The 15,369-nt window shown below is 44.8% G+C and carries 13 protein-coding genes; 6 read left to right on the top strand and 7 right to left on the bottom strand.

Annotated features, from left to right (window positions below; genetic code table 11):
* Positions 1 to 135 precede the first annotated feature (135 nt).
* Both rpmA and rplU read right to left on the bottom strand, forming a co-directional pair.
* Positions 136 to 393, bottom strand: a complete 258-nt coding sequence (gene rpmA / locus CWO08_RS10440; RefSeq protein ID WP_004735905.1) for a 50S ribosomal protein L27 — start codon at positions 391 to 393, stop codon at positions 136 to 138.
* 19 nt (positions 394 to 412) lie between these two features.
* A complete protein-coding gene (gene rplU / locus CWO08_RS10435; protein WP_004740823.1) occupies positions 413 to 724 on the bottom strand; it encodes a 50S ribosomal protein L21 in 312 nt (103 codons plus the stop codon).
* A 268-nt stretch (positions 725 to 992) separates the two neighbouring features.
* Between rplU and ispB the strand changes: the two genes are divergently transcribed.
* On the top strand, positions 993 to 1,964 hold the full coding sequence (gene ispB, locus CWO08_RS10430) for an octaprenyl diphosphate synthase (protein WP_048657974.1): 972 nt from the start codon (positions 993 to 995) through the stop codon (positions 1,962 to 1,964).
* Positions 1,965 to 2,064: 100 nt separating this feature from the next.
* Here ispB and CWO08_RS10425 read toward each other — a convergent pair whose 3' ends face one another.
* On the bottom strand, positions 2,065 to 2,259 hold the full coding sequence (locus tag CWO08_RS10425; RefSeq protein ID WP_102432791.1) for a hypothetical protein: 195 nt from the start codon (positions 2,257 to 2,259) through the stop codon (positions 2,065 to 2,067).
* A 125-nt stretch (positions 2,260 to 2,384) separates the two neighbouring features.
* Positions 2,385 to 3,320: a malate dehydrogenase gene (mdh, locus tag CWO08_RS10420; protein WP_009847834.1), complete on the bottom strand. Its 936-nt coding sequence runs from the start codon at positions 3,318 to 3,320 to the stop codon at positions 2,385 to 2,387.
* Positions 3,321 to 3,652: 332 nt separating this feature from the next.
* On the opposite strand from mdh, the gene argR reads away from it, so the two are divergent.
* From argR to CWO08_RS10400, 4 genes are all read left to right on the top strand, one after another.
* Positions 3,653 to 4,123, top strand: a complete 471-nt coding sequence (gene argR, locus CWO08_RS10415) for a transcriptional regulator ArgR (RefSeq protein ID WP_004740827.1) — start codon at positions 3,653 to 3,655, stop codon at positions 4,121 to 4,123.
* 342 nt (positions 4,124 to 4,465) lie between these two features.
* Entirely contained in the window at positions 4,466 to 5,434 is a 969-nt protein-coding gene (locus CWO08_RS10410; protein ID WP_017061374.1) for a TAXI family TRAP transporter solute-binding subunit, read from the top strand.
* 255 nt (positions 5,435 to 5,689) lie between these two features.
* Positions 5,690 to 8,269 carry a TRAP transporter permease gene (locus CWO08_RS10405; RefSeq protein ID WP_108020406.1) on the top strand — a complete coding sequence of 860 codons (2,580 nt, stop codon included), beginning with the start codon at positions 5,690 to 5,692 and terminating at the stop codon, positions 8,267 to 8,269.
* 107 nt (positions 8,270 to 8,376) lie between these two features.
* On the top strand, positions 8,377 to 8,814 hold the full coding sequence (locus CWO08_RS10400; protein WP_010434405.1) for a universal stress protein: 438 nt from the start codon (positions 8,377 to 8,379) through the stop codon (positions 8,812 to 8,814).
* Between the two features lie 104 nt (positions 8,815 to 8,918).
* Here CWO08_RS10400 and CWO08_RS10395 read toward each other — a convergent pair whose 3' ends face one another.
* Together CWO08_RS10395 and CWO08_RS10390 are read right to left on the bottom strand one after the other, a co-directional pair.
* Positions 8,919 to 9,881 carry a D-2-hydroxyacid dehydrogenase gene (locus CWO08_RS10395; RefSeq protein ID WP_108020405.1) on the bottom strand — a complete coding sequence of 321 codons (963 nt, stop codon included), beginning with the start codon at positions 9,879 to 9,881 and terminating at the stop codon, positions 8,919 to 8,921.
* A 34-nt stretch (positions 9,882 to 9,915) separates the two neighbouring features.
* Positions 9,916 to 10,650, bottom strand: coding sequence for a pseudouridine synthase (locus tag CWO08_RS10390; protein ID WP_108020404.1), 735 nt, complete (start codon positions 10,648 to 10,650; stop codon positions 9,916 to 9,918).
* Between the two features lie 158 nt (positions 10,651 to 10,808).
* On the opposite strand from CWO08_RS10390, the gene CWO08_RS10385 reads away from it, so the two are divergent.
* The gene (locus CWO08_RS10385; RefSeq protein WP_108020403.1) at positions 10,809 to 12,080 is read left to right on the top strand and encodes an NRAMP family divalent metal transporter; all 1,272 of its coding nucleotides are present in this window, start codon (positions 10,809 to 10,811) and stop codon (positions 12,078 to 12,080) included.
* 110 nt (positions 12,081 to 12,190) lie between these two features.
* On the opposite strand, the gene rapA is transcribed toward CWO08_RS10385, so the two are convergent.
* Positions 12,191 to 15,100: an RNA polymerase-associated protein RapA gene (gene rapA, locus CWO08_RS10380; protein WP_108020402.1), complete on the bottom strand. Its 2,910-nt coding sequence runs from the start codon at positions 15,098 to 15,100 to the stop codon at positions 12,191 to 12,193.
* Positions 15,101 to 15,369 lie beyond the last annotated feature (269 nt).

The raw sequence follows: 15,369 nt of genomic DNA, 5'->3' as shown, positions 1-15,369 counted from the left end.
CTTTGCTAAGCTTATTAAAGCTAAGGCAAGAGCGTCTGCTTTTTTATTCTCGCTATAAATAAAAAACCCTGCCGAATCGGCAGGGCTTTTGAATTCAGCTTGAAAGCTAATAAGATAATCTAATTAAAGATTAAATTACTCAGCTTCGATGCTTACAAACTTACGGTTTTTAGGACCTTTAACAGCAAATTTCACTTTACCTTCAGTAAGAGCGAAAAGAGTGTGGTCTTTACCGATGCCAACGTTTGTGCCAGCGTGGAATTTAGTACCACGTTGACGAACGATGATGTTACCTGCAAGAACAGATTCACCACCAAAACGCTTAACACCAAGACGTTTGCTTTCTGAATCGCGGCCGTTATTAGTAGAACCGCCAGCTTTTTTATGTGCCATTGTTAAACTCTCCTAATACTTAAGCGTTAATGCCAGTGATTTTCACTTCAGTGAACCACTGACGGTGACCAGCTTGCTTACGCGAGTGCTTACGACGACGGAACTTAACGATTTTTACTTTATCGCCACGACCGTGTTGTACTACTTCTGCAGTAACCTTGCCACCTTCAACAAGAGGTGCACCAACAGCGATTTCTTCGCCGTTAGCAACAAGAAGAACTTTATCAAATTCTACAGTTGCACCAGTTTCAACGTCTAATTTCTCTAAACGAAGTGTTTGACCTTCGCTTACTCGGTGTTGTTTGCCACCAGATTGGAAAACAGCGTACATATTTTACTCCGCTTTTTCCGCACAGCCTATGGTTGTTAATTGTACAACTCGGGTGTGCGCTAAACTAATCAATAGGGCGCAGATTCTACGGGAATCATGGCGCTATGACAAGCCATATTTTTAAAAAATTGGCGAAAACCTGTTCGCCAAAGAAAAGTGCGGCAATCATGCCCTTTAGCGATGTATTAATCAACGTTTTTTAGTGTATTATTCAACAATTAAATACAACGTATAAGCCTTACAGGGTCTAACTTCAGCCGGATGAACAATGGATTTTAAAGCTATCCAAACGCTTACTGCCAATGATATGGCAAAAGTGAATGAAACAATTCAAGCCCAACTTAATTCTGACGTAAGTTTAATCAACCAGCTTGGTTTTTATATCGTTAGCGGTGGTGGCAAACGCCTACGCCCTTTGCTTGCTCTTTTATCTGCTCGCGCACTTGGTTACCAAGGTGAAGCTCATATCACCTCTGCAGCCTTTATCGAGTTTATTCACACAGCAACCCTACTTCATGATGATGTCGTCGACGAATCGGACATGAGACGCGGTAAAGCGACAGCCAACGCAGCTTTTGGTAATGCTGCTAGCGTTTTGGTGGGTGACTTTATTTATACTCGCTCATTCCAAATGATGACAACGCTAGGATCCTTAAAGATCCTTGAACTAATGAGTGAAGCAGTAAACGTGATTGCCGAGGGTGAAGTTCAACAGTTAATGAACTGCAACAACCCAGACACCACTGAAGAAAGCTACATGCAAGTGATCTACTCTAAGACCGCTCGCCTGTTTGAAGCCGCAACACAAATCGGTGCCATCCTTAGCGAATCATCACCAGAAATCGAAACGGCAATGCAAAACTACGGTAAATACCTAGGCACCGCATTCCAACTGATTGACGATGTGATGGACTACACTGCTGATGGTAAAGAGATGGGCAAGAACGTTGGTGACGACCTTGCTGAAGGTAAACCAACGCTGCCTTTACTATATGCAATGCACAATGGTTCTCCTGAACAAGCAAGCATGATTCGTGAAGCAATTGAGAAAGCGAACGGCATGGAACGTCTCGACGACATTATGGCGGTGATGAAAGACACAGGCTCATTAGAGTACACGACTAATAAAGCCTATGAAGAAGCCGACAAAGCGATTGCTGAGCTTTCTGTACTGCCTGACTCTGAATATAAGCAAGCACTAACCACACTTGCACACTTGGCTGTTAAACGCAGCAAGTAACTTTGTAGACTGTCTTCTATATAGCGACATTACATAGATAATAAAAAAGAGCCTCAGGGCTCTTTTTTTGATCCTCACGAAAATCTTTTCAAATCCACTGTCAATAACGACTCGACTCTAACGACAACGGAAGTTGAGCTTCGACTTCTTCTATCTCTTCCAGCGGCACTGCGTACTGCTCGTGGCTATTGTATGACTCAACCAGCGCAAATTGCTCTTGCTCATCTATAACGAGGATCTTTCCCAATCTACCTAAATGGAAATGGACGTTCATTCCTTTTTGAATACGACTCATAACTGCTGCCCCACTTTCATCTCTAAAACACTATTTACGAACGAGGCAAATCCAAGGATCAAAAAAGCCGATCATAATGACCGGCATTTATTAGCAATTTTAAATTGAGTTAAATGCTGTATCGCTTACTTAGCGAACTCAACACCAATCTCAATATCGCCATTTAGTGTTTCAAGCATGCTGTCTAAAGCGTTACGCTCGAAGTCGCTCAGTTCACCGTAGCTAAGGATCGCTTCTGCGCCCTCTTTACCTAGCTTAACTGGCTGAGCGAAGAATGGTGCGTGTTCGCCTTCACCTTCAACGTATGCACATTCAATCACGTTCTCTTCACCTTGAAGCGCTTTCACTAGAGCAAGACCGAAACGACAAGCCGCTTGACCCATAGACAGTGTCGCACTGCCGCCGCCAGCTTTAGCTTCTACTACTTCAGTACCTGCATTTTGGATGCGAGTCGTTAGCGCTGCAATTTCTTCATCAGTGAACTCTACGCCTTCAACTTGAGAAAGCAGAGGAAGGATCGTTACGCCTGAGTGACCGCCGATAACAGGAACACGAATGTCGCCTGGATCTTTGTCTTTTAGTTCAGCAACGAACGTTTCAGAACGAATCACATCAAGAGTAGTAATACCGAATAGGCGACGCTTGTCGTAAACACCTGCTTTCTTGAGTACTTCAGCCGCGATTGGCACTGTTGTGTTTACTGGGTTAGTGATGATACCAACACAAGCAGTAGGACAAGTAACTGCGATTTTCTCTGCAAGAGACTTAACAATGCCAGCGTTCACATTGAAAAGATCCGCACGATCCATACCAGGCTTACGAGCAACACCCGCTGAAATAAGTACAACATCCGCACCTTCTAGTGCTGGTGTTGGATCTTCACCCGCGTAACCTTTGATCGAAACAGGCGTTGGGATATGACTAAGATCGGCAGCAACACCCGGTGTTACCGGAGCGATGTCGTAAAGTGCAAGATCTGAACCAGCAGGTAGGCGGTTCTTAAGTAGTAGGGCTAGGGCTTGACCGATGCCACCAGCGGCACCAATAACAGCTACTTTCATTGTTATTCTCCTTGAGAGCTTTCTCTTATAGATTCTTTGTAGGGTAATTCTTGAGCTAAATCTAAGTTAAAAAACTATATTAATCACAAAGTGATTACAATCAATTAACGCTAGCTTTGCGACTTCGCGCAAGTCAATAAAACCGTGCTACACAGCAAGTTCGCATTATGGCGATAATCGACTGAAATAACAAAATAAGTCGTCGCAAATAACACATTATTCTATTAAATATTTACAGTGATATGACTAACAAATTACAGGGATGTTTTGGCTAAAATTGAATATGTATGCGAGAATATGCAAACATCTTTGTTAATGAATAAGAATGACATATGCGCAATACAGAAAAGCAAGACAACTTAGTTCGTGCATTTAAAGCCTTACTAAAAGAAGAACGTTTTGGCTCACAAGGCGAAATTGTAGATGCACTAAAACACGAAGGTTTTGAAAGCATCAACCAGTCTAAAGTCTCGCGTATGTTAACCAAGTTTGGTGCCGTTCGAACTCGTAACGCAAAAATGGAGATGGTTTACTGTCTTCCTGCTGAACTGGGTGTTCCGACAGTTTCTAGCTCTTTACGAGAATTAGTACTAGATATTGACCACAACAATGCATTAGTTGTGATACACACTGGCCCTGGTGCAGCTCAGCTTATCGCTCGCTTATTAGACTCACTAGGTAAGTCGGAAGGCATACTGGGTGTAGTCGCGGGTGATGACACTATCTTTATTACTCCAACGTTATCGGTTACCACTAAGCAACTGTTTGATTCTGTGTGCGAACTGTTTGAATACGCAGGATAATTGCTCACTGTTTCATAACTATCAGCCTTACTAATGGATCACGAACATCTATTCGCTTCGTGATCCAAATCACATCCTAGAATATCCATACACCCTTCCCGAAATTACACTAAATCATTGATTTTAAAAAACTCAGTAGCAAATTAAACACGAGATCTAGACATCATTTGTTAGATTTTTTAGCTATATCTTTTAACATTCGAGTAATTTTCTGCCAATTTTTGATATTATTCAGCCACTTTTTCATCACATGGATTGAAAAAGGTGCCGTTTCCAAATAGGAAACTCCAGAAACGACTACACTTGTTTCAGGGTTAATAATGAATAAAGGAAGGGAAATTCATGGCATTTACCAAACTTATTAAAGTTGGTGCTATTGCAGCTGCTGTAATGGGCGCTGGCGCTGTTAACGCTCAAGAGTTCATCACAATTGGTACTGGTTCAGTGACGGGTGTTTACTACCCGACTGGTGGTGCAATTTGTAAACTAGTGAACAAGGGCCGCAAAGACCACAACATTCGTTGTTCTGTAGAGTCTACTGGTGGTTCAATCTACAACGTTAACACCATCCGTGCTGGTGAACTAGATTTTGGTGTTGTTCAATCGGACTGGCAATACCACGGCTACAACGGTACAAGTAAGTTCAAAGATCAGGGCGAATACAAGAAACTTCGCGCTATGTTCTCTCTACATACAGAACCGTTCAACATCATCGCTCGTACCGATGCTGGCATTAACAATGTTTCTGACCTAGCTGGTAAGCGCGTAAACATTGGTAATCCAGGCTCTGGTGACCGTGCAACGATGGGTGTTGTAATGGACGCAATGGGTTGGACGAACGACAGCTTCAAGCTTGCTTCTGAACTTAAAGGTTCTGAGCGTTCACAAGCACTTTGTGATAACAAGATTGATGCATTTATCTACATGGTTGGTCACCCGAACGGATCAATCAAAGAAGCAACAACGTCTTGTGATGCAAAACTGGTTTCAGCAACGGGTCCACAGATCGACAAGATCGTAGCTGAAAACCCATACTACGCTTACAGCACAGTTCCTGCTGGCATGTACCGTGGTACTGACGCTGACGTAAACAGCTTCGGTGTTGCAGCAACAATGGTAACAACTTCAGACGTTTCTGAAGAAGTTGCATACAACGTTGCTAAGGCAGTATTTGAAAACTTTGACACTTTCAAACGCCTACATCCAGCATTTGCTAACCTGAAAAAAGAAGACATGGTTAAAGCGGGTATCTCTATCCCTCTTCACCCAGGCGCAGCAAAATACTACAAAGAAGTGGGCCTTCTAAAGTAATTCTACTTTAAGCCTACTACACCAATAAGGAGGCTAGCCCTCCTTATTGGCTTTTCACGTTTTATAAAAATAACTTAAGTGAAAAGAGCAACCCTTTAAGTTTCTCCAATTTGGAGGACTTACCTTCGTATCAAGCCTAAGACAAAGACGAACAAAGAACGCATTTCCCTATCCATTCACTACACTAGATAGGAAATAAATAACGTTTGGTTGTTCGTAAGAAAAGGCAGACCATCAATAATAAGGATAAAGTACATGACGCAGACAACATCACCGTCTCCAGATGTGCAAGAAATGGTGGCACAATCAGATACTGGTGCGCGTAGCCCTCGTGGTATCCAAGGCCGTATTTTATGGTTTGTGCCTCTATGTTGGTCACTGTTCCAACTTTGGTATGCATCTCCGCTGCCGTTCATTTTTAACTTCGCAATTTTAAACGACACTGAAGCTCGAGCAATTCACCTTACGTTTGCTATTTTCCTAGCCTTTACCGCTTATCCAGCTATGAAGAACTCGCCTCGGGATCGCATTCCTGCAGTCGACTGGATATTGGCGCTAGTAGGTAGTTTTTCAGCTTCTTATATCTATATTTTCTACACTGAACTTGCCGGTCGTTCGGGCGCACCAACAACATTCGATATTGTTGCTGCTGTATTCGGCATGGTTTTACTGCTTGAAGCAACACGACGCGCTTTAGGTCCACCTCTTATGGTTGTGGCGGCAGTATTCCTACTTTACACCTTTGGCGGTCCACACATGCCAGACGTTATCGCCCATAAAGGTGCAAGCCTGAACAAGGCAATGTCGCACCTGTGGCTAACAACGGAAGGTGTATTCGGTGTTGCTCTTGGCGTATCAACGTCATTCGTATTCTTGTTTGTACTGTTTGGTGCAATGCTAGAACGTGCTGGTGCTGGTGCCTACTTCATCAAGGTTGCATTCTCTCTGCTTGGTCACATGAAAGGCGGCCCAGCAAAAGCAGCCGTTGTAGCCTCTGGGTTATCTGGTCTGGTATCAGGTTCATCTATTGCAAACGTGGTAACCACAGGTACCTTTACTATCCCGCTAATGAAGCGTGTTGGTTTCCCGGGCACAAAAGCAGGTGCGGTAGAAGTTGCGGCTTCAACCAATGGCCAACTAACGCCACCTATCATGGGTGCTGCGGCATTCTTAATGGTTGAGTATGTGGGCATCTCGTATGTGGAAGTTATCAAGGCGGCGCTACTGCCAGCTCTGATCTCTTACATAGCTCTGATTTACATCGTTCACCTAGAAGCATGTAAAGCTGGCATGACCGGCTTACCTCGTCGTCACACACCAACTATCGTACAAAGCCTACTCTCTTTCACTGGCACCATATTAGGTCTATGTGTTATTAGTGCCGCGGTTTACTACGGTGTGGGTTGGACGAAAGATGTATTTGGCGATGCTGCAACACCGATCGTAACTGTGGCGCTATTGATCGCTTATGTTGCTCTAATTCGCGTATCAGCAAAATACGCAGCTGAAGGCGGCATGGAAATCGATGCGGACCTGAAAGAAGTTCCAGATCCAGGTCCAACAATTAAATCTGGTTTGCACTTCCTACTGCCTATCGTAGTGCTAGTTTGGTGTCTAACCGTTGAACGTTTCTCGCCAGGTCTATCTGCATTCTGGGCAACCGTATTCATGATCTTCATTTTAATCACTCAGCGTCCTTTGATGACTCTGATGAACAAATCAGACGATCTTGCAGAGCAAACTAAAGCTGGTTTCGTTGATCTAGCAGAGAGCTTGGTTTCAGGCGCACGTAACATGATTGGTATCGGTGTAGCGACAGCTGCTGCAGGTACGGTTGTTGGTGTGGTGACTCTAACGGGTATCGGCCTTGTAATGACTGATTTCGTTGAGTTCATCTCAGGCGGTAGCATCATTCTTATGTTGCTATTCACCGCGGTAATCAGCTTGATCCTAGGCATGGGCTTACCAACCACAGCAAACTACATCGTTGTATCAACGCTAATGGCTCCGGTAATTGTTACTCTGGGCGCTGCGCACGGTCTTATCATCCCACTGATTGCGGTGCACTTATTCGTGTTCTACTTCGGTATTCTTGCGGATGACACACCTCCGGTAGGTCTGGCAGCATTTGCCGCAGCAGCTATTGCGAAATCAGACCCGATTCGTACAGGTATTCAAGGTTTTACCTACGATATCCGGACCGCAATCTTACCATTCATGTTCATATTCAATACCCAACTACTGTTGATGGGCATTGATTCTTGGTGGCACTTAGCGCTAACGATTTTCTCTTCGGTTACTGCGGTACTTATCTTTGCAGCAGCAACTCAAGGTTGGTGGTTCACTAAGAACAAGTGGTGGGAAACCATACTGCTTATCGTTCTGACTTTCTCTTTCTTCCGCCCAGGTTTCTGGTGGGACATGATCTACCCAGAGAAAGTTCTTTCGCCAGGAGTTGAGATCGCTCAAATCACAGAAAATCTATCTGTGGGACAATCACTTGAATTGAGAGTAGGTGGCGAAAACTTAGAAGGTAACTATTCTGAGAAAACAGTTCGCCTTCCGTTTGAAGATTCTGCGACAACAAGTGAAGACCGCATTGCTTCAATGGGCCTAATGCTGACACAAGCTGACAACAAGATGATTGTTGATATGGTTGAGTTTGGTAGCCCTGCAGAAGCCGCTGGCATTGACTTTGATTGGGAAATTAAATCCGTTATCCAAGATGCAGATCGACCAATGAAAGAGTGGGTATTCTTACCTGCCCTACTGATTTTGATTGGTTTAGCGATGAACCAAAGAAGGCGTGCTCGTAAGGATGAGATTAGCGCGTAATGGATAGAGCCAAGTAGCGCTCTACTCTATTTGGCTTTTTTACTACATGGAAAAGATAATTACAGCGTTTGGTATGTGCTAAGCGCTGCTCAAAAAGAGACGAATACATGTATAGACAAATCCTTGTTCCCGTTGATCTTAACGACAAAGGCTTTTCTGATAAAGCAGTCGAGCTAGCGGTATGGCACGCGAAACACAGCAATGCTGAAATCCACATTCTGAACGTACTACCGGGCATTCACATGTCGATGGTGGCGTCTTACTTCCCGAAAGATGCGGCGAACCAAATGAAGCTTGATGTTAAAAATCAGCTGAAAGAGTTTGCCGACAAACACATCGACGATGAAGTGGTGTATAAGGTTCACGTAGCTGAAGGTAAAACTTACACGACGATTCTTGATTACGCAGAAAAGCTTGGCGCCGACCTTATTGTGATGCCTAGCCATAAGCGTTCGAAAATCGACAAAGTGGTTCTTGGTTCTGTTGCAAGCAAAGTGGTACAGAACTCACCAATCAATGTATTGGTAGTTAAGCCGCAAGGCTAAATCACTTAATCGACATAACGATCTAAAAAGGTTGGCCCAAAAGCCAACCTTTTTTGTTTTGAACTCTACTCGCTTAATACCAATCGTAGTAAAGATCTCAAGAATCAACGCACTAAGTTTTGCGGATTACCTGCGACAAAGCCATCTATGTTGTCCATTAAGATATCCGACAGCTTTTGAATTGAACTGTCACTGCCCCATGCCACATGTGGTGTCAGCAGTAAATTTGGTAAGTGACTGTTGGCCAATAATGGATTCGACGTATCTGCGGGTTCTTGTGTGAACACATCCATGCCCGCACCAGCAATATCATGATTTATCAATGCTTCAACCAAGGCTTGCTCATCGACTAATCCACCGCGGCCAGCATTAATTAACACCGCACTTGGTTTCATCATAGTTAGCTCTCGATCCGAAATCAGATTTCGGGTTGCTTCGGCCAACGGGCAATGTAGGCTGATCGCATCCGCTCGCTTTAAAACAGTTTCAAAAGGCAGATAGCCTTCTCGACAAGAATCCGCCCCTTTACGTTCAGCAAAAATGACGTTCATGCCTATCGCTTTAGCTAATATCGCGGTTGCTTGGCCTAAACTGCCACTACCGATTAAACCTAATGTACTGCCTGCAACATCTTGAATCGGATGAGTAAAGAAGCAGAATTGTTTGTCCTTTTGCCACTCGCCTGCCTCGATATCTTGATGATAACCGACGAGGTTTCTCTTTAACGTAAACAACATTGCAATCACATGCTCAGGAACCGATTGAGTCGCGTAACCCTGTACGTTAGCCACCGCGATATTGTTGCTCTTGCAGTATTCCACATCGACATTGTTTACACCTGTCGCAGAAACCGCGATCAGCTTAAGTTGATGTGCTTGGGCCAAATTCGATTCATTGAGCACCACTTTATTGGTGATCACGACATCGGCGCCTTCCACTCTCTGTGAGACTTGCTCGGGAGTTGTGAAATCATACTCAATCCATTCATGTTCAAAGCTAAGAGGTTTTAAATTGATTTGAGATGGGATGGTGGCTCGGTCGAGAAAGACCACTTTCAGCTTCGGCATTGTACTTCCTTGAATTGGTATTGATGACACCATTCTAAGCTTTTAGCTTTCTGTAGTCTGGAAGCTCTGGCGCAATTTCAAAGTGCTGTTCAATTTGTGGTGACGCTTGAGGGTAAAATTCACAAGGAACAAAGGCTTTGAACAGTTGGTTGTTCTCCGGATGATAGAAGCTCAGTTCACACGCATGTAAAGCTAATCTATCGCTATACTCAAAAGCTTCAGGCGTTGCATAAAACTCGTCGCCAACAATTGGGTTCCCTATTTCCATACAATGCACACGCAACTGATGAGAGCGACCGGTAATCGGCAGTAACTTCAACAAAGTGGTTTGAGTCTCTTCTTGCTCTACCACATAACGAGTCTTTGATGGCTTGCCATCATCAAAACACACTTTCTGCCTAGGGCGATTCGGCCAATCACAGATGAGTGGCAGATCAATAAGCCCTTCTTTTTCTTCTACTGCCCCCCACACTCGTGCGTAATAGAGCTTATGTGTCAGTCGATATTGGAACTGCTTCTTCAAATGCCGCTCAGCCTGCTTATGTTTAGCTAACAACATCAAGCCTGATGTCGACATATCCAACCGATGCACAACCTGAATCTCCGGAAAATCCACAACCAACCGACTCCACATACTGTCGTAGTGCTCTGGCAGTCTCCCCGGTACCGAAAGTAGGCCTGCTGGCTTGTTAACCACAAGAATATCATCATCTTGATAGACAATATCAGTCCACGGTTCACGTGGTGGTGTGTACTGTTCTAACGCCATTAGAGCCTCTTAATTACTGGTTAATAAATAATTCACGGTCAATTCGTTTATTAATAAATACAATTTCCAACATTTTTGTACATAAAAGTTGACGAAGTTACGAAACATGGTATTGATAAGGTAACGGAAAATAAGAACTAAGCCTCAAAGGAAAAACGATGGAAAGTACGGCTAAAACCACCACAACACCAACCTCCGCACCACTTTCAAGCCTGATTAAATCTCTTGGCCCAGGAATCATGATGGCCGCTGCTGCGGTCGGTGGATCTCACTTAGTCGCTTCAACGAAAGCTGGCGCTATTTATGGTTGGCAACTCGCCGCACTGATTCTTTTAGTTAACGTATTTAAGTACCCATTCTTTAGAGCTGGTATCCAATATACTCTTGGCACAGGACAAAGCTTGGTGGAAGGGTATTCTAACCTCGGTCGACCGTACCTTGTTATCTTTTCGATACTAAGTGCCATTTCCGCCGTGGTAAATACCGCTGCCTTACTGCTATTCAGCGCAAGCTTACTGAGTTACTTTATTCCTTTTGATTTAGCCACCAGCACATTGTGCATGATCGTTTTAGCGACCTGCTTGATCATTCTGTTTGCTGGCCATTATCGCGCGCTTGATACGCTGTCCAAAGCGATCATGGCGATCCTGACCATCACAACCTTAGCTGCAGTCGCCATTGCTATAGGCTCTCCAGTCGAACCTGATGCTGCTTTTGTTCCACCGTCGCCTTGGTCATTGGCTGCTATTGGCTTTATCGTGGTGACTATGGGTTGGATGCCTGCGCCTATCGAGATATCCAGCATCACCTCTATGTGGCTAAAGAGCCAAAAAGAGAAACAAGAAGTCACGGCTCAATCAGCGCTATTCGATTTCAATGTTGGCTACATTGGTACTGCACTACTTGCACTAGTGTTCGTTGCGTTAGGCGCTCTGGTACTTCACGGCTCGGGGGTTGAACTGTCTCGCTCTGGTATTGGCTTTACTCACCAGTTAGTCGGTATTTATGCTTCTACGATTGGTGAATGGTCTCGTCCACTGATCGCCATCGTCGCTTTCTTCTGTATCTTTGGCAGCACCATTACCGTTATCGATGGCTACTCACGCGTACTTGCTGAATCACAGCGACTATTATTTAAAAAAGAGTCGAGCCCACGCATGCTGCAAGGCTGGATCATCATTGTCTCTATCGCGGCCTTGGCGATTGTGATGTTCTTTAGTGCTGCGCTGATGCCAATGTTGGATTTTGCGATGGTACTTGCATTTGCAACGACACCGTTCTTCGCTCTGCTTAACTTCATTTTGGTAAACAAAGCCAAGCTTCCTGAAGCTCTAGCGATTGGCACCAAACTAAAATGGTTGTCTGTAGCGGGTCTGGTTTACCTATTTGGTTTCCTAGCGGTATTTGTTTGGTGGAAGTGGTTGATGTAATTCCTCAGCCGATACACCTTTCAACAACCAGTACATCTTTCAAACGCTAGATAACAATAAGGCCTTCGTAATGAAGGCCTTATTTCGTTGAAGCATTTCGCTAATTCAAACTAGTTGTGAGAAACCACAATCAAGCGTAATGAATCTAGCTGAACCTGAGCTTTGCTGATGTAACCGGTTAGTTCATTGATTTGAGCTTCGATAACCTCAAGCTCTTCATCACGAATATTCGGGTTCACCGCTTTAAGCGCTTGTAGACGCTCTAGTTCACCGTTCAAGTTAGTTTGCATATCTTTCTGAGCTTGCTGACGAACTTCTTCAACCTTCGGCAGTACATGCGTCTCACCCGCTTCGATTAGCTTGTGAATCTCGCCTTGTACCGAGTTCACTAGTTTGCTCGCTAAGTGACGGTTTACAGGGCTTAGCTGACGGTTAAAGCTATCAAATTCAACCTGAGCAGATAGATCGTTACCACGTCCATCCATCATCAAACGAATTGGTGTCTTAGGCAGGAACTGACTGATACCGCTGCGTTTCGGTGCTTGCGCATCCACAAGGTAAACCAACTCAAGCAGGATAGTACCCACTGGCAGCGCTTTGTTTTTCAGCAATGATACCGCTGATGCACCCACACCTTCACTCAGTAGCAGATCAATACCGCCTTGAATCATTGGGTGCTCCCAGCTGATGAAGTTCATGTCTTCACGAGAAAGGGCTGTATCACGATCGAACGTGATGGTTGCGCCTTCGTATGGTAAGCCAGGGTAGCTTGGTACCATCATGTGCTCAGATGGTGTCACGACTAGCGCATTTTCACCCTTGTCGTCTTGGTTCAAACCAATCGTGTCGAACAAGCTCAGTGCAAACGTTACTAGGTTAGTATCGCCATCAGTTGATGCAATCTTCTCTGCGATTTCGTGTGCTTTGTCGCCGCCGTTTGAGTGCATCTCTAATAGGCGATCGCGGCCTTTTTCTAGATCCGATTTTAGGCTTTGATTTAGCTTGGCAGACTCTTCAATCACTTCATCAAGCTGCTCTGTATTACCAGAAGCCAGCATTTCGATAAGAACATCTGAGTACTTGTCGTAAACTGTGCGACCAGTTGGACATGTCTCTGCAAATGCATTTAGACCCTCATCAAACCAACGCGCAAGAATCGCCTGTGACGTGCCTTTTAAGTAAGGGACATGGATGTCGATGTCACGCAGCTGCCCGATACGGTCCAAACGACCAATACGTTGTTCAAGCAAGTCTGGGTTGAACGGAAGATCGAACATTACTAGCTGGTTCGCGAACTGGAAGTTACGACCTTCAGAGCCGATTTCACTACAGATAAGCACCTGAGCACCGCCCTCTTCTTGAGCAAAGTAAGCCGCCGCTTTATCACGTTCAAGGATCGACATGCCTTCATGGAATACGGTTGCACGCACACCTTCACGCTCACGCAGTGCTTGCTCTAATTGAAGCGCCGTACTTGCACGTGATGCGATCACTAGGATCTTCTCGCTGCGCTTATCTTGAATCTTTTCAATCAACCAGTTAACACGTGAATCGAACTGCCACCAGCTTGAGTCTTCACCTTCAAACTCTTGGAAGATCTCTTCTGGATACAGCATCTTCATCGCGCGAGCTTCTGGTGCCATCTTGCCACCGATCATGCCCGATACACGCATCGAGGTTGTGTACTGCGTTGGAATGTCCATCGGCAGTAGGTTTACGTTACGCTTAGGGAAACCTTTGATAGCAGCACGTGTGTTTCTAAATAGAACACGGCCAGTACCATGGCGATCCATAAGGTTATCAATCAGTTCTTGGCGAGCCAGTGCTTGCTCTTCTTCGCTGCTATCACCTTCGATAACGCGGAATAGAGGCTCTACATCTTGCTCAGAAAGCAGTTCAGTAATCTGATTCTTCGCACTGTTTTCAAGCTTCACGCCAGAGAATAGAGCTGTTACAGCATCAGCAACCGGTGCGTATTGGTCTTCTTCTTCAACGAATGCTTCGTAATCGTAGAAGCGGTCAGGATCAAGCAGACGCAGACGTGCAAAGTGACTCTCACGACCTAGTTGTTCAGGCGTTGCTGTTAGTAGTAGCACACCAGACGTATTTTCCGCTAAGCCTTCAACCACCTGGTATTCGCGGCTTGGTTTGTCTTGGCTCCACTCAAGGTGATGCGCTTCATCGACAACCAGCAAGTCCCACTCGCCTTCAAGTGCTTGCTCGTAGCGCTTACGGCTCTTACGTAGGAAATCCAAAGAACACAGAACGTACTGCTGGGTATCAAATGGGTTGTCCGATTCAGCAAACGCTTCAATACAACGCTCTTCATCGAAGATAGAGAAGTGCAGATTGAAACGGCGCATCATCTCTACTAACCATTGGTGCTGTAGAGTTTCAGGAACCACAATCAGAATTCGTTCAGCACGGCCAGACAACACCTGTTGGTGGATGATCATGCCCGCTTCGATGGTTTTACCTAGGCCAACTTCATCAGCCAGTAAAACGCGCGGAGCGTGACGACGGCCCACTTCATGAGCGATGTATAGCTGGTGAGGGATCAAGCCAGCACGCATACCACACAAGCCACGCATAGGGCTCTTGTGTTGTTGGTACTGGTTACTCAACGCGCGGTAACGCAACACGAAGTTATCCATACGGTCGATTTGACCTGCGTACAGTTTATCTTGTGGCTTGTTAAAGCGGATCTGGTTACTTAAGAAGATTTCACGCAGAGTGACTTCTGTTTCTTGGGTATCTTCGCGAGTACCTAAGTAGGTTAGCAGTCCTTTGTCTTCGATAACTTCTTCGACAGACAGAGACCAACCTTCTTGGCATTCGATGACATCGCCTACATTAAACGTTACTCGGGTTACGGGAGCATCAGTACGTGCATAAACACGGTTTTCTTCTGACGCTGCAAACATTAGTGTCACTGTGCGAGCATCCATTGCTACAACGGTACCTAAACCTAAATCGCTCTCCGTATCGCTTATCCAGCGTTGCCCCAAAGCAAATGTCATGAATCGACTACCTCAATCTTATAGTTGGAATTTGGTCTTTTTAACTGCAGTTTCAAACAAGAACGTTCTCGCTCCTGAACTAAAAATATAGCCAAAAATGCCTAGTTTGCAGCCACTTTTTAAGTGCGCTCTAGATAATAAATATCTCAAGAAAATGGTGCAGAAAAAGGTCGCTAATCTTACTCGATGCTGTGATTTAGGTCACGCCTAAAGGAGATGATTTCGTGCTTTTTTTCTGTTTTCGCCAGTGCAATCAAACTGTCAAAAAA

It is taken from the genome of Vibrio sp. 10N.286.48.B8, assembly GCF_003050085.1.
In the GTDB taxonomy this organism is placed as follows: domain Bacteria; phylum Pseudomonadota; class Gammaproteobacteria; order Enterobacterales; family Vibrionaceae; genus Vibrio; species Vibrio crassostreae.
The sequence above is the reverse complement of the archived record's forward strand: the minus strand, read 5'-3'. Positions and strand labels throughout refer to the sequence as shown.

Excerpts from the sequence above, each read along its gene's own strand:
- CWO08_RS10400 (WP_010434405.1), top strand. The coding sequence starts at position 8,377 with ATGTATAGACAAATCCTTGTTCCCGTTGATCTTAACGACAAAGGCTTT.
- rplU (WP_004740823.1), bottom strand. The coding sequence starts at position 724 with ATGTACGCTGTTTTCCAATCTGGTGGCAAACAACACCGAGTAAGCGAA.
- rpmA (WP_004735905.1), bottom strand. The coding sequence starts at position 393 with ATGGCACATAAAAAAGCTGGCGGTTCTACTAATAACGGCCGCGATTCA.
- CWO08_RS10405 (WP_108020406.1), top strand. The coding sequence starts at position 5,690 with ATGACGCAGACAACATCACCGTCTCCAGATGTGCAAGAAATGGTGGCA.
- CWO08_RS10410 (WP_017061374.1), top strand. The coding sequence starts at position 4,466 with ATGGCATTTACCAAACTTATTAAAGTTGGTGCTATTGCAGCTGCTGTA.
- rapA (WP_108020402.1), bottom strand. The coding sequence starts at position 15,100 with ATGACATTTGCTTTGGGGCAACGCTGGATAAGCGATACGGAGAGCGAT.
- argR (WP_004740827.1), top strand. The coding sequence starts at position 3,653 with ATGCGCAATACAGAAAAGCAAGACAACTTAGTTCGTGCATTTAAAGCC.
- CWO08_RS10395 (WP_108020405.1), bottom strand. The coding sequence starts at position 9,881 with ATGCCGAAGCTGAAAGTGGTCTTTCTCGACCGAGCCACCATCCCATCT.
- ispB (WP_048657974.1), top strand. The coding sequence starts at position 993 with ATGGATTTTAAAGCTATCCAAACGCTTACTGCCAATGATATGGCAAAA.
- mdh (WP_009847834.1), bottom strand. The coding sequence starts at position 3,320 with ATGAAAGTAGCTGTTATTGGTGCCGCTGGTGGCATCGGTCAAGCCCTA.
- CWO08_RS10390 (WP_108020404.1), bottom strand. The coding sequence starts at position 10,650 with ATGGCGTTAGAACAGTACACACCACCACGTGAACCGTGGACTGATATT.
- CWO08_RS10385 (WP_108020403.1), top strand. The coding sequence starts at position 10,809 with ATGGAAAGTACGGCTAAAACCACCACAACACCAACCTCCGCACCACTT.
- CWO08_RS10425 (WP_102432791.1), bottom strand. The coding sequence starts at position 2,259 with ATGAGTCGTATTCAAAAAGGAATGAACGTCCATTTCCATTTAGGTAGA.